This is a genomic window from Chondrinema litorale (assembly GCF_026250525.1).
In the GTDB taxonomy this organism is placed as follows: domain Bacteria; phylum Bacteroidota; class Bacteroidia; order Cytophagales; family Flammeovirgaceae; genus Chondrinema; species Chondrinema litorale.
Genome location: NZ_CP111043.1, coordinates 2,284,838 through 2,299,547, shown reverse-complemented (window position 1 = coordinate 2,299,547; position 14,710 = coordinate 2,284,838). Strand labels below are relative to the sequence as shown.

The window sequence follows — 14,710 nt, the reverse complement described above, 5'->3', positions numbered from 1 at the left end:
AGCGGGATTTTAAAATCCCACTTTTTTTTATCATTTTTCTTGACCAGTTTCTTGTTTCAAATTCATCTCTTCACTTTTGCCATATGCAATCAAGTTTACCAAAAGCCTATAAGCTCCGGGAACCCCAGCAGGCAACTCCCTAAAGAATGATAAACCAGTATAAATGTAAGTTCCTTTGCCATATTTAGTTGCTAACAAACTTCCATTTTTAACATCCTCACCCGGATCGTGCATTGATAAAATTGCTTCATATTTATCATCCCACTCATTCGGGAAATACAAACCTCTTTCCTGCACCCAACCGTCAAAATCTTCTTTAGTAATCTTATTCGGAAAGTTTAATATCTCACTATTCGGTTTTAATATTTTAACTTCTGCTTCTTCAACTGTTACTCTATCATTAGAAACCTTTAGTTTATATGGGCCAAGGTCATCTAATAATAATCGTCTTGAAGTATTATATTGAACTATTAGATTGCCTCCATTTTCAACATAATCCATCAATTTCGACTGATGAAACTTTAACCTATCCACAGTATTATAAGCTCTTACACCCATAATTATAGCATCGTATTGAGCGAGTGTAGTAGGTACAAAATCTTTGTCTTCTAATAAATCTACTTCGAAACCTATTTGTCTTAGTGCTTCAGGAACTGCATCCCCCGCTCCCATTACATAACCGATTCTGTTACCTGTTTTACTAATATTGATTTTAACCAATTTGGCTTCTGCTTCAGGTAATAAAGTTTGAACAGGTATATGTGGGTAGTCAATTACTTTTAAACCTAAGCCATACTCTTTACCATCAATTATCGATACTGCTTTTACTGTACCTTCTGCAGATTCTACTATCGGCTTCACCATAAAAGTATAATTCTGCTCTTCAAACTTTTTGTCGAGTTTAAAATCATAAAAAGCAGGTTCAGATTCCCAACCAGTTGGCAAATCGAGTTTGAGTTTACCCGAAACATCAGCTTTACTAGCTTTTAATACCACATTTACAGGTTTTGCCTGATTGTTTGCATAGATAAAAACCTGTTCTGTAATAGTATTGGTAACTGGCGGAACAATAGCCAAAGGTCTATAAACTTCGCCATCAACGGGGTCTACTCTTCTATACATTACAGGTGTTTCTACCTTAATATTAACTCCATCAACAAACTCAAGAGTTACATAAGTATTAATCTCTGCTCCATTTTCTGGCTTGCCAATTAACTTTTGATCGTTCACCACAAACATTCCCTTTTCTGGTTTTTCTACTAACCAATATGGTTGTGAATATGGCAAATCTTTCGGCACTACTAATGCACCTTTATATTCTACCAATTTATTTTCTGGCAACAAACTGTCAGCTTCTTGTTTGTCAAATTGAAAATCAACTTCTTTTATCTTCACTTCAACACTTTCTGCTCTTTTAACTAACCTCGCCTCTACATATAAACTATCACCAGGACTCACCATATAAGTTTGACTGCCAGCATCTATCCAGATTCCCGAACATTGAATAATTAAGTCTTCAAGTTCTTTTTTCTTTAATTTCACATAATGATTATCCTGAGGCAGTTTTTCAATTTCTTTATAAGCTTCAAGTAAAACAGGAACTGAATTTTCAGGCTTTAACACGTCAAACTCAGTATCTGCTTTTTTCAATAATGCGCTTAGCTTTTCGCTACCGGGAACTCTATTCCAAGTAAGATCAATATCTTCCAGAATATCTACCGTTGCACTATCTCCTGCCAAATGCTCTAAATATTCTATGCTCCCTCCTCTAGATTTTGCAGAACCAAAACCCTGACTTTTATGCATTGTTCTACTCTCGGCTGCTATTTCTCCATAAGATTTTCCTAACAGAGGATTGTAAACACCTAAATCAACAGTAAGTAATTTAGAAATATCGTAATCCTTGTTATCTCTAAAAAACCAACTTGAAGTATTCCATGCTATTCTCTCAGCTTGCCAAGGAGAAGTATACTTTAATTGATCTTTATATTTCTCTTTATCGGCTGCCACAGTAAATGCTTCTAATGCAATTTTTGCAGAAGTTGTATGATGGCCATGTGTTTTACCATCTCTGTAGGGTGAAAAGCGAGTAATAATTACATCTGGCTGAAAATTTCTAATTACCCAAACTGCATCGCCAAGCACTTTTTCTTTATCCCAGATTTGAAGAGTTTCATCTGGATGTTTAGAAAATCCAAAATCATTTGCCCTTGAGAAAAACTGCTCTCCTCCATCGGTTCTTCTAGCAGCAAGCAATTCCTGAGTCCTTATTAAACCCATTTGCTCTCTCACTTCTTTACCAATAAGGTTTTGTCCTCCATCACCTCTTGTTAAAGAAAGGTAAGCTGTACGGACACCTCTCTCATTAGCCATATAAGTGATCATTCGGGTATTTTCATCATCTGGATGGGCTGCCATATACAACACACTACCTAAAACCTGAACTTTCTTAAGAGCCAGCTTAATTTCAGATGCGGTAAGTTGTCTTTCAGGGCCAGCCTGAGCAAAGGCATTACTATTAAATAAAGTGATAGCTAATAAAACAACCAATAAGTTTAATGATGGTAGTTTTAGTTTATACAGTAATAATTTTAAATTGATTGAACTACTTTGTTGCAATTCTTTAACTGGTATTTTCATAAGTGTAGAAACTGGTGCTTGTCTGATTAAAAAAATTAGCAAGCAAAAAATGACATAAACAATTAGTAATTTACTTACTAAAGTTTAATTATTGAATCAGGAGTAAAAAAAATAGTGATCCTAAATTAACAGACCACTATTTTATATTTATCAAGAAGGGAAAAATTATTATTTAAAAATGCCTTCTATACTTTTAAGTGTGTCGTCTACCATTGTATCAACATCTACTGAAATCATCGTTTTGTCCCAAACCATAATAACTTTAGCAGTTTTGTTATCTTCAGCAGAAATCATGTACATTAATCTTTCCATTGAATGATCAAGTACTGCAGGCTCAACTTTTACAGCAACAGCATCATCTTTTGCTAAAGCCGCTTCATCAATTTTACCATCTGCCATATAAGCAAAAACAGCCTTAGCATCTTTGTTAAAATGAACAGTCCAAGGTCCGCTTTCTTGTGGAGTAATAAATATTGAATAAGTTCCTGGTCTTAAAGTCTGATCTCCAATTTTTACACCAGTGCTAAAATTGATTGTTGTTGCTCCATTTGCTCCTGCTCTCCATGTTTTACCATATGGCTCAAGTTCACCAAAAACTTTTCTGCCTTTTACTGCCGGTGAAGAGTAATCGATAGTGATTTTTGTAAAGCCTACTACTTGAGACACACTTGCTGCCGGACTTGGAGCAGGTCTCTGCATTTGTGCAAAAAGATTTGTAGTAATAGCTGAAAAAACAAATACTGTTAATGTAAAAAGTAGTTTTGATCTTTTCATAAAAAATTTCCTTAAAAAATTAAACGGGTTTGTATATCTGTACAAACATACATTTAATCTAAAAAAACTTTTGTTAAAAAAGTGTTAAAATACTGATTTACAAACTATAAGGATCTAGTCGTTTAGCACAATATTTATGGGGCTATCGTATTTCATTCCTAAAAGTTGAGAGGCATTTCCGTGGTTTATAGCTATTTCTAATAAATCGTTGCTATTAAAAAACACTATACAATCACCATATTCAGCATCATTATAACCTGTTGATAGCTCATTAAACTTTTCGTATTCAAAGCGGATAGAATACTTTTTACCTTCAGTTTTTTCTAAAAAGAAAGCTTTATCAATATTGGTTATAAGATTTCCGTTTTGCTCTACATAAACAACATGCCCAGTTATTTCTGCTTGATAACAAACTGGTTCACGGGTTATTTTTCTTTGGTAGTCATCACATTCAGGATATTTAATATTCTCTCCCTTTAGCAGAGATAAAGCTACATCAGAATAAATATTCTTAACAGGAAAACTATCGGGTAGGTCGTTACCAATCTGGTAACAAGTAACATCCTCTTCATTTTCAAAGCATAAACTAAATATGCCATTATCAGGACCAATAAAATACTGCTTTTTATATTCTATCAATAAATGGCTGTTATTATAGGCACTTCCAACAGCTACCAAATGAACACTACCTTCGGGTAATTCTGAATAAATGGATTTTAATAAATAGGCTGCCTGTACAATATTACCCAGTTGTACTTGGTGAGAAATATCGATAATAGGTTGTTGAGGAAGCACAGATAAAATCTTTGCTTTAACAACAGCTACATAGTGCTCATACAACCCAAAATCAGATAAAAAAGTAAGCATTGGCATAAATTACCCAAAAATTCCACAACGAAAATAAAAAAATAAATACATTCCTATTCTTCTACAAGTTCTTTTTCTGCTACTATTTTGTCATCAGCTTTTGTAAACACTAAAGATAACTCTTTCTTCACCTCTGAAAACATCCTTGCAGGAACTGCTCCCTTATCATTAATTATGTTACAACTTTGTAGAAATCGATCTTTTTTGTTTCCAGTTTTGTCTAGTAAAAAATCATTTAATTGTTGATACGCCTGAAAGCCAACTAAAAAAGCGGGAGCTTTTGCTGGCATAACTATAGTTTTATCAACAACTGCTATAATTATTTGCTTGGGCAAACCTGTAACTTCTAACATAAAGCTAATAGCTTCTTCTCTAGAAAAAGTATTCTGATGTATTTTTAAATCAACTACAGCCGCAGATGCAAATAACAATTGCCATTGTAAACATCCAAGTTTTTCTAGTTTATTACTAGTAAGTTGTAATGATTCTGCATTTTCTAATACATAATACTTCCATCCTTCTGCAAATGCATTAAACTCTATTTGCTTTCTAATGTTCGGTAAACTTTCAGAGTTGGTTATAAGCTCTTTCTGAAAATGATGTCCAGGAAAGACTTCACTTATTATCAAACCTTTTAGCATGTAAGCAGGCAAGTGTTTTAATAGTTTATCACTTACAAGCAATGATGCTTTTCGGTAATTGTCCAAACTTGCAGGATAATACTGCGAAATTTGATAATTATTAAAAAAAGGTAAATTCTCCTTTACATTAATAGTATTCTGTAAATGTGAAACACCATTTTGTTCAAATAGTGAATTTAGCATTTTATTTAAAGTATCTGAAGGATGTTTAATACCAGTATTTTCTGTTAAATACTTATCAGAAAATAAATTTAGCATTTCGGTTACACTATTATCAGTAACCTCTTTCTCTTCAAACTCAATTATATCTGCAACTTTTCCATGTAATCTTTCAACTTCTCCCATTGCCCAAATCTCCATATCAAACATAGAAGTATCAATCGTGAGACTTTCTGTAAGCAAAGTGTAATAATAAGTATCTCCGTCTACATATCTCCAAATGCCAGCGTCTTCACTCACATGCTCTCTTTCTACTTCCATTTTGAGTTTTAACTCATGAAAAGCAGGATATACATTGTCTCCTATTTCAAGCTTTAATTCGTAAAGTAATTCTGTTCGGGCATTTTCATTTATAAGGTTCGCCTTCTCAAGCTTGTTTTTAAAATCCTGATAAATGAGGTTTTTTTCTATATCTGTAACCAAAAAACAATCTATTTGCTGAACGATATAATCAAATACAAACCTTGGAGGTTTATCATCTTCAGATTTGATCATTATATTCTGAATAGACTGGTAAATTTTTTCCCTAATTTTAGATATTCTGGAAAGATAATTTTCTGCATCTTTTAAATCACTAATAAACTGAGACTCAATAAGGTGCAAAGGAATTTGTGCATGAATTCCATTTATGTGATTTAAAGGAATTTCGTGCTGAGCAAACTGCTGTTTAAATATGATTTTTTCAAGATAAAAATCTAATATATCGTAAGAGAGTAATTGATGCTTATCGAGCTTAGTTCTTTTATAACTTCTTAGCATTTCAAATGCCCTAGTCATTTTGGTAAAACTCTCTTGCCTGTACTCTAATGAAATATTATTAAGCTCTCTGTTATGATTATAAAAACCATAATTTTCTAAAACATGAGAGTCTGTAAGCAATTCGGGATTTCTCAACCCAAATTCAACAAACATTCTCTCAAAAAATAAATCAATAGAAAATGGCTTATACCAGATTAAATTAATTACCCAGCTTACTATACTTACAAGAGCTACTACAATTATTATTTTAATATTTCTCTTCATTAAAAAATATATTTCCAGGTAAAATATTTAGTTCTGAAGCTGAAAGGAAAGTATAAACTTTTTTATATCCAGTATACTTAATGAGTAAACGGAATTTCTTTTGATAGCTGATTTTTTTACCGTAATTTAGAAAAGCTATACAGCTATTATTTATTGATGACGAATAGCTGAAAAGTTTATTTTGATTGAAATAAATTATTTAAATCAAAATAACGTTAATAAAACCTATATAAGCAATCTGTTATATCCCGATTGTATAAATTAAAAAACAGTAAATCATTTTATTTTTTTCTGCTGTATTTTTATAATTTTTTGATTCCGACTTACGGAAAATTTTTTTTGCTTAATGAGTCAGATACTAACTGAATATTCACCCTGGTTTATTATAATTTGTGCACTTGCAGGACTTTTTTATAGCTGGTTGCTTTATAAAAAAGATAGTCCGTGGAGTACAAAAACTAACCTGATGCTGGCTAGCTTTAGGTTTTTATTGGTTTTTATTATCTGTTTAATTCTACTAGGACCTTATGTAAAACAGGTAAAAAACTTTTATGAGAAACCAGTTGTAGTACTTGCTGTTGATAACTCTCAATCTATCCCACTAGTAACAGATTCTGTTAAACTACAAGAAACAGTAAAACAACTAGATGCATTATCTACTAAGCTAGGTGAGAATGAATATGATGTTGAAATACACGCATTAAACGATGACCAACAAGAAGGTTCGCTAGATGCTTTAAAATTCGATAGCAGAAATACAGACCTAAGTAAACTATTAAAAGATATATCTGTATCCTACGAAAGTAAGAACCTTGCCGGGGTAATTTTACTTTCAGATGGAATTTACAACCAAGGAATTTCTCCTGAATATGCTCCTTATAGCATGCCTGTTTTCTCTGTGGGTATTGGTGATACTATGCCTCAAGTAGATTTAAACCTAAAAACTGTATTTGCTAACAAAATAGCTTATTTGGGAAATAAATTTCCATTGGTAGCAGAAGTTGCAAATTCTGGTTTTGCTGGCAAATCTGCGAATGTTATCTTAAAACAACAGGGCAAAGAATTAGACAGACAAAAAGTTGATTTCTCTAGTGATAATGGAATACAGAATGTTGATTTTCTGGCAGAGGGCAAAGAAGAAGGTATGCAACATTATGTGATAGAGGTACAACCACTAGATGGTGAGTTTACATTGCAGAATAATGTAAAAAACATTTACATTGATGTATTAGATAGCAAAGAAAAAATATTAGTAGTTGCTGCTTCGCCCCATCCAGATATTAAAGCGATACGCAGTATAGTTGAGGGTAATGAGAACTATGAGTTCGAAATTTACATACCTGGTCTCTCCCCAGAAGCTGATAAGAACTTTAAACCTGACGAAAAATACGATTTAGTAATTTTTCATCAAGTACCCAATTTCAGAAATATTGGTAGTAATATCTTAAAAGAGTTTCAAGATAGAAGAGTTGCTACATGGTTTATTTTAGGCAACCAGACCGATGTTTCTTATTTTAATCAGGCAAATCAGGCTTTAAGCATTATAACTACTGGTCGCCAAACAGACCGTGTTACACCAGATTACAATGCAGGCTTTTCTAAATTTACTTTTGATAATGAGAAAAAAGCCATTTTAGCCAAGTCGCCACCTGTTACTGTACCTTTCGGTAACTTTGAGCTAGCTGGTAATTCAGAGGTAATTCTTTATCAAAAAGTTGGAAGTATAGTAACCGATAAGCCTATGCTGGTTGTAAATGAGCAAGAAGGTGTAAAAAGTGCTGTTTTACTTGGCGAAGGAATTTGGCAGTGGAAGTTGCAAGAGTTTGCTTCTAACAAAAATAATGAGGCTTTTGACGATATGATCAGTAAGCTTATTCAGTATTTATCTACCAAAGAAGACAAAAGGAAATTTAGAGTTTACCCTTCTTCTAATGAGTTGTTTGATTCAGAAACTGTATTCTTTGAAACTGAAGTTTACAATGATATTTATGAAAAGATTTCTGGTCAGAAAATCGATCTACAGATAACCAATGAAGATGGTGAAACCAAAAGTTATAATTATGTAAATAATAATACCAGTTTCCGCTATGCTGTAAATGGTTTGGAACATGGTATTTATAAATATCAGGCAAGCACAGTACTTGAAGGAAAGACAGAGGTAAGCTCAGGTGAATTTACCATTAAAAAACTTGAGATAGAAGCTGTGAACACTACTGCCAACTTTAACCTACTAAGAAATCTGGCCAAACAAAGTGGTGGTCAGTTTTACAATGTTTCTGAAATCGATCAGATGGGTGATGATCTAGTTGCCAAAGATTATCATGATGTAATTCACAGTCAAGAAGAATTTCAAGAGATATTAAATATTGAGTGGATATTAGCTATAATTCTACTCTTAGCAACTGTTGAGTGGGTTATTAGAAAAGTAAAAGGAGCTTACTAAATTTATATTCCCTTTTTCTTTAGGCCTTACCTTTTAAATAAAAGGGATTGAAAATCAAGGTTTTAAATGCATTAATGTATAAAATAAAACCCCGCAATTAGCTAATAAAAGCTTTTTTCGGGGTTTTTGATTTGTTAAATTGTAGTGTCTAATCACAATTAACACTACAATATATGAGAGATCAACAGCTTTTCCAACCACAAGATTACTTAACTCCAAAATGGTATTTATTTAAGAGTAGTAAATTGGGTAATGTTTATGATAGCATCCCTTGGGAACAACTTTCTGCATGTCTGCCTAAGAAAAATAAAGGCCCTGGTGCTCCTAGCTGGTTTTCGCCTCAGGGCATGTTTGGCTTAATGTTTCTAAAAGCCTATTTAAACCTGAGTGATGAAAAGCTCATAGCACGCTTTAATACCGATTGGAGCCTTCAGCTATTTTGCAATAAATTGCTACAGGATCATCAAAAGATTAAGGATAAGGCCATTTTAAGTCGAATCAGGACGTATATGGCGGACCATACTGATTGGCAACAACTTCAAGAGGTACTACTCCAACACTGGAAAACAGACATGCATAATACGCATGTGCTCTTAATGGATGCTACTTGTTATGAGAGTTATATTCGTTTTCCTACCGATGTTAAGCTGCTCTGGGAGAGCTGCCAATGGGTGTTTGAAAAGCAGCTTTACAGATACTGTAAAATATTAGGAGTAAAACGACCTGGCTCCAAATATATAGATCAAAAGCGCATGCAGATGTCTTATGATCGTAGTCGTAAAAAGACATATAAAGCTGGTCGCAAGCGTAAAAAGTCATTGATATATCTACTATCCAAAGGATTGGGGCAACTGCAATGCCTACTTAACGAAAATCCACAAATACAGCTTCACTTACATGAGAGAACATATCTAAAAACTATAAAGAAGATAATCGAGCAACAGCAATTCTTGCAGCAGCATCCAGCTAAAGAATTGAAAAACAGGATTGTATCACTTCCCAAGGCTTATGTTAGGCCGATAGTGCGAGGTAAAGAAGCTAAAAGGGTTGAGTTCGGAATGAAGGCACACCTGCTTCAGGTGGATGGTATCTGCTTTATCGATACCATGGAGTTCCGCGCTTTTAATGAAAGTACCAGACTGAAATTAAGTAGTTTAAAACATAGATCGATATTTGGCTCACTTCATCAACTAGGAGCAGATCGCATTTACGCCACCAACAAAAACAGGAAGTATTTAACAGAAAAGAAGATATTTACCTGCTTTCCAAAGAAAGGTCCTAAAGTAAACAACCCTGCTGAAAGCCAACTCAGAAGTCTCATCTCTAGCCAAAGAGCCACGGTGATGGAGGGAAGTTTTGGCGTGCATAAAACAGCTTATGGCCTCAATAAGATCAAGGTTAAAGGAGAAAAACGAGAAATGATACACGTTTTTTTCGCAGTTATGATGGCCAATGCCGTTAAGATCAGCAAAAGGAAATCAGAACAAGCCCCTCTACTTCAGGCCGCCTAAACCTAAAGCTGAAAAGCCTATGGGATGAGTGTGTCTATACTATCCAAAAGCAATATTTTCCAGTTTTATCAATAGGATTACTCACAGTATTGTACTTTTTAAATAGTCCAAAACAGCAGGTACCAAGATTTGAAACAAAAAAAAGCTGAACTTTATCTATCCAACTCTTATTTTTTATTGGTCTTAATCAATTTTCAAGGAGGCCCTTCTTTACACCTGAGTACATAAAAAAGGGACCTTTCGGTCCCAATTATAAACAGGTATCTTAATTTAGAATGCGAAATTATAATACTTTTGTCACACCTGGAATAGCTACAGGATAAAATCCATCTTGATCTGGCATAATTGGTGGATTTGCATCCCAAGCATATGTTGCTGGCATTAAGCTCAAGTCTGATTTCATTGCTTCATCCCAAGTTATTTCTAATCCGGAATAAGTTGCCATTCTTCCTAATAAAGAAGTCATCGTACTTTTAGCTCCATTTTCAGCATCAGCAAATTTATATTCGCCTGCAGCAATTGCAGCAAATAACTCATCATGCTCTTGTTGATATGGGTTCGGATCATTTTTACCTCTATGCTTCCAGATAGTTTTACCTTTTAAGTCTGTAATAATTGTACCTCCCTGAGTGGTAGCTCTACCTTTTGTTCCTTGAATGGCTTCAGAAACACGGTTCATACAACCTTTTATGTGGCGGCACTGACTTGATAGAATTGTTCCATCTGCGTACTCAAATTCTACAAAGTGGTGGTCGAAAATTTCGCCAAACTCTTTTCCATTTCTAACTTCTCTACCTCCCATACCTTGCGCTTTTACTGGATAAGCATTTTTTGCCCAGTTAATAACATCAATGTTGTGTACATGCTGTTCTGTTATATGGTCTCCACATAACCAGTTGAAATAATACCAGTTTCTCATTTGGTATTCCATTTCAGTTTGGCCTTCTTCTCTTTCTCTTACCCAAACACCAGCACCATCCCAATAAGCTTGTGCTGCTACAATATCACCAATCTCTCCATTATGGATTCTATCCATTAACTCTCTATAGCTAGTTTGATAATGTCTTTGTAGCCCTACTACAACATTTAATTTTTTCTGTTTTGCTTTTTCTGCAGCAGCTAAAACTTTTCTTATACCTGGTACATCTGTAGCTACAGGTTTTTCCATAAAAATATGCTTACCTTGCTCTACTGCATACTCAAAGTGAATTGGTCTAAAACCCGGAGGTGTTGCCAAAATAACAACATCAGCCATATCTATGGCTTCTTTGTAAGCTTCAAAACCTATAAATTTTGTTTCGTCTTTTACATCTACTTTAGCAGTTGCATCATACGTTTCCTGAGCAAGAATATTTTCATAACTCTTATCAAGACGATCTTTAAAAGCATCTGCCATTGCTACCAACTTCACATTTTCTTTTGTGCTTAATGCTTGAACTGTAGCACCAGTACCTCTACCTCCACAACCTACAAGTGCGATCTTTATAGTATCATCAACAGATGAAAAATATCCGCTAGCATTTGCAGCTAAAGGACTCAATATTATACCACCAGCAGCTACTGCAGAGTTTTTCACAAAACTCCTTCTCTGCATTCCTTTTTTTAATGCTTGTTTTAAATCTTTTTCCATATTCATATTATTTAAAAATTGACATTTAAATACCTTAGGTAATGTTAGTCGGTATATGATAGTAGCTGGTTATTACTATTTAATCTAGCACACTTGCCCAGAAAGCATCGATTTCTTCCTGAGTTGGTTGTACTTTAGGAGTTATTATTCTGAAACCTACAAATGGAGAATCTGTATTCCACCAAAAGCTTTTAGGAATTTGTGGGTCTCTTCTTTTCCAGTTCATGTCAGATTCTTTTCTTGCTGAACTTCTTAATTCTTCTGGGTCATCGTCCCAAGAACCTCCTCTTACAGTTCTAGGATGAAGTTTTGTTGGTTTAGACCAAGGGGCTACACTTCCATCTTCGATGCTTGCATAAAAATCGGTTACATATTGATCTAGTGTCCACTCGGCTACATTTCCGTGGATATCATATAAACCCCAAGGGTTAGGCTTTTTTTCTCCAACTTTATGGTATGTATCATCACTGTTTTCGTAATACCATGCATAATCGTCTAAGTCTGCCACATCATCACCAAAAAAGTAGGCTGTAGTAGTTCCAGCTTTACAGGCATACTCCCACTCTGCCTCTGTTGGCAATCTGTAAAATGTTCCAGTTTTTGTAGTCAACCATTTACAAAATAATAGCGATGCATATTGTGTCATACTCACTGCCGGATATCCATATTTACCCATACCAAAAGTTGGATCTTCGTATGGAGGACTTGGTCTGGTTACACCTTCGGCATCCCAACCACTTCCTTCTGGAGCTTTATCTTTTTCTTTATCTCTAAATACTTCGTACATGTCGAATGTAACTTCATATACCCCCATATAGAATGGCTCAATTTCCACCTTCTTCTGTGGTCCTTCGTCGTCGTCTCTTTTTGCTTCAGTCTCTACACTTCCCATTAAAAACTCACCACCAGGAATTGGTGTTAGCTTAAATGTTACTGGTGTTCCAGGAATTGTATCTGTATATGGTTGGAAATCATCTTCACTTACAACAGCATTATCCTGAGCTTTTAATTCTGAAAAAAATATTATTGTGCAAATAGTTAGCACTATTAAAAGTAAGTTTGTTCGTGCGCTTGCTAGCTTCATCATAATTACATTTTGTTAGTTGTGTTCGAGAATTTTAAATCAAAATTTACAGTGATATCGTCTCCGGCTACAATGGTACCAAACATAGCACTTGGCTGCTCTATACCGAAATCACTCATTTTCATTTCTCTTTTGCCAGTAAACTGTATAGTATTGGCATCAATAAATTTACCTTCTAATTGAATTTCTACTGGCTGGGTCTTACCTGCCATACTTAATTCACCTTTTGAGGTAATTAAAAATATGTTATCAACTTTATTAGTAATTGAGCTTATTACAGCTGGCTCAGTTGATTTAAATTCTATGTATGGATTTTCTGAGGCTTTAAAAGCATTGGTAATTTTATCGTTCATTGCATCTCCTCTGCCTCCATCCATACTGGCAACCTCAAACTTTAGTGCAACTGTTCCAACTTCTTCACCTTCTTTCAGTTTCATTTTGGCAAACTTGTTACCTGCTTGTAACTCTCCTTCAACTGTATTTACTGCAGTTTTCCAAGAGTGTAAAGTAGATGACCCATCAACACTCACTTCAGATTCTGATGTGAGTTTAAAGGTTCCACTTTGTGCAAATACTCCAATTGTTGCGATGTTAAAAAAAAATAGAAGGGAAATTTTTAGATAGTAATTGTATAGGAATTTCATGATCATACTTTAAAATTTGTACGAACCAAATATAACAAATTAGCAAAAGAATGATCAGCAAATGGATTATGTAATAAAATAAATCCATTTCAAGCGGGAAAAAAGTACTATGAAATAATCTTGTATCTGTCTGATTTCACCTTATAAAGGTAAGGCACTAAGCATTTACTCAAATTAATAAAGTAGAGAAATAATAGTTAAGAAGGATTGAAAATTAAATTACAGCCACCTCTTTTGTTTAAACCAGATTAATGAACCGAAGAACATTAATAGCATAATACCAATTACTATAAAGTAAGAATATTGATATTGCAACTCGGGCATGTAGGCGAAGTTCATTCCATAAAGACCTACTATAAATGTAAGCGGCAGAAAAAGCATAGATACAATTGTAAGAACTCCCATTACTTCATTTGTTCTATGCGAAGCAAGTGCTAGGTGAAGGTTTAAAAGGTTTTGCACATTCTCGTGTAACTCATCAGCCTGAAAATGTAAAGAATCTACAGTATCAATTAAATCTTGAGTAAATGGATCTTGTACATCTGAAAAGCGAGCAAACTGCTCCATTGTAGTTTTTGTAAGAAAAATCATTCTTTTAAAAACTGAAGCCCTTCTTTTGATAATGTACATCTCTCTGATAAGCTTTGGGTCTTTAGAGTCTTTAAATATAATTTTCTCTATTCTATCCATTCTTTCATTTGCCAGATCAAGAGCCCCATCGTAAGTATGGATAATTTTATTGAGTAACTGATTAAGCAACCTTGCATTGCTGTTATCATCTAACTCTGCTTTATTTCGCCACTTCTCTTTTACAGTACTTATGAAAGGTTCCTCTTTTCTATGAATAGTAATTAAATATTCGTCAGAAACAAATAATGCAACTTTGTTTGTTAACTGCTGAATTGTATCTGCTCCATTTTCAGAATTGCCATCGTAAATTCTGGTTATCAAAAATGCTGAATCGCCAATTCTTTCGTATTTGGGTAAATGATTGGGAGCCAAACAGTCTTTTACAGCAGCAGGGTGTAATTCAAATTTTTCTGTGAGTTCTGTATATTCCTCAGGTGTAGGGTTTGTTACATCAATCCAAACAAAATCATTCTTTTCGTCAGAAAAAACAGTTTCTATCATATCACTAAGTCAAAAAAAATGTATGGTTTAATCGAGATTCGTACTATCAATTAAACCTGTCAAAAGTTAAAAAAGTATGATAAAATCAAATTTTACAGCACTA

10 protein-coding genes are annotated in these 14,710 nt (G+C 34.1%); 2 read left to right on the top strand and 8 right to left on the bottom strand.

Features of this window, described 5'->3' with window-relative positions:
- Positions 1-30 precede the first annotated feature (30 nt).
- The 4 genes from OQ292_RS09490 to OQ292_RS09475 all read right to left on the bottom strand — a co-directional run bounded on the left by OQ292_RS09490 (position 31) and on the right by OQ292_RS09475 (position 6,164).
- Positions 31-2,640 (bottom strand): PIG-L family deacetylase, encoded by a 2,610-nt coding sequence (locus OQ292_RS09490; protein ID WP_284685822.1) that lies wholly within the window; start codon positions 2,638-2,640, stop codon positions 31-33.
- A 168-nt stretch (positions 2,641-2,808) separates the two neighbouring features.
- Positions 2,809-3,414, bottom strand: coding sequence for a DUF2911 domain-containing protein (locus tag OQ292_RS09485; protein WP_284685821.1), 606 nt, complete (start codon positions 3,412-3,414; stop codon positions 2,809-2,811).
- 114 nt (positions 3,415-3,528) lie between these two features.
- Positions 3,529-4,281, bottom strand: coding sequence for an SAM hydrolase/SAM-dependent halogenase family protein (locus OQ292_RS09480; RefSeq protein ID WP_284685820.1), 753 nt, complete (start codon positions 4,279-4,281; stop codon positions 3,529-3,531).
- Between the two features lie 53 nt (positions 4,282-4,334).
- On the bottom strand, positions 4,335-6,164 hold the full coding sequence (locus OQ292_RS09475; RefSeq protein WP_284685819.1) for a DUF885 domain-containing protein: 1,830 nt from the start codon (positions 6,162-6,164) through the stop codon (positions 4,335-4,337).
- Positions 6,165-6,510: 346 nt separating this feature from the next.
- Between OQ292_RS09475 and OQ292_RS09470 the strand changes: the two genes are divergently transcribed.
- Together OQ292_RS09470 and OQ292_RS09465 are read left to right on the top strand one after the other, a co-directional pair.
- Entirely contained in the window at positions 6,511-8,607 is a 2,097-nt protein-coding gene (locus tag OQ292_RS09470; RefSeq protein ID WP_284685818.1) for a VWA domain-containing protein, read from the top strand.
- 173 nt (positions 8,608-8,780) lie between these two features.
- Positions 8,781-10,118, top strand: a complete 1,338-nt coding sequence (locus OQ292_RS09465; protein WP_284682082.1) for a transposase — start codon at positions 8,781-8,783, stop codon at positions 10,116-10,118.
- A gap of 283 nt (positions 10,119-10,401) precedes the next feature.
- Here the strand turns inward: OQ292_RS09465 and OQ292_RS09460 are convergent, their stop codons facing one another.
- From OQ292_RS09460 to OQ292_RS09445, 4 genes are all read right to left on the bottom strand, one after another.
- Positions 10,402-11,748: a Gfo/Idh/MocA family protein gene (locus OQ292_RS09460; RefSeq protein ID WP_284685817.1), complete on the bottom strand. Its 1,347-nt coding sequence runs from the start codon at positions 11,746-11,748 to the stop codon at positions 10,402-10,404.
- A gap of 79 nt (positions 11,749-11,827) precedes the next feature.
- A complete protein-coding gene (locus OQ292_RS09455) occupies positions 11,828-12,835 on the bottom strand; it encodes a formylglycine-generating enzyme family protein (RefSeq protein ID WP_284685816.1) in 1,008 nt (335 codons plus the stop codon).
- Positions 12,836-12,837: 2 nt separating this feature from the next.
- On the bottom strand, positions 12,838-13,476 hold the full coding sequence (locus tag OQ292_RS09450; protein WP_284685815.1) for a YceI family protein: 639 nt from the start codon (positions 13,474-13,476) through the stop codon (positions 12,838-12,840).
- A 219-nt stretch (positions 13,477-13,695) separates the two neighbouring features.
- The gene (locus tag OQ292_RS09445) at positions 13,696-14,607 is read right to left on the bottom strand and encodes a CorA family divalent cation transporter (RefSeq protein ID WP_284685814.1); all 912 of its coding nucleotides are present in this window, start codon (positions 14,605-14,607) and stop codon (positions 13,696-13,698) included.
- Positions 14,608-14,710 lie beyond the last annotated feature (103 nt).

What these genes read in the sequence shown, in the direction of transcription:
- OQ292_RS09490 (WP_284685822.1), bottom strand. Translation starts at nt 2,640, where the DNA reads ATGAAAATACCAGTTAAAGAATTGCAACAAAGTAGTTCAATCAATTTA.
- OQ292_RS09485 (WP_284685821.1), bottom strand. Translation starts at nt 3,414, where the DNA reads ATGAAAAGATCAAAACTACTTTTTACATTAACAGTATTTGTTTTTTCA.
- OQ292_RS09480 (WP_284685820.1), bottom strand. Translation starts at nt 4,281, where the DNA reads ATGCTTACTTTTTTATCTGATTTTGGGTTGTATGAGCACTATGTAGCT.
- OQ292_RS09475 (WP_284685819.1), bottom strand. Translation starts at nt 6,164, where the DNA reads ATGAAGAGAAATATTAAAATAATAATTGTAGTAGCTCTTGTAAGTATA.
- OQ292_RS09470 (WP_284685818.1), top strand. Translation starts at nt 6,511, where the DNA reads ATGAGTCAGATACTAACTGAATATTCACCCTGGTTTATTATAATTTGT.
- OQ292_RS09465 (WP_284682082.1), top strand. Translation starts at nt 8,781, where the DNA reads ATGAGAGATCAACAGCTTTTCCAACCACAAGATTACTTAACTCCAAAA.
- OQ292_RS09460 (WP_284685817.1), bottom strand. Translation starts at nt 11,748, where the DNA reads ATGGAAAAAGATTTAAAACAAGCATTAAAAAAAGGAATGCAGAGAAGG.
- OQ292_RS09455 (WP_284685816.1), bottom strand. Translation starts at nt 12,835, where the DNA reads ATGATGAAGCTAGCAAGCGCACGAACAAACTTACTTTTAATAGTGCTA.
- OQ292_RS09450 (WP_284685815.1), bottom strand. Translation starts at nt 13,476, where the DNA reads ATGAAATTCCTATACAATTACTATCTAAAAATTTCCCTTCTATTTTTT.
- OQ292_RS09445 (WP_284685814.1), bottom strand. Translation starts at nt 14,607, where the DNA reads ATGATAGAAACTGTTTTTTCTGACGAAAAGAATGATTTTGTTTGGATT.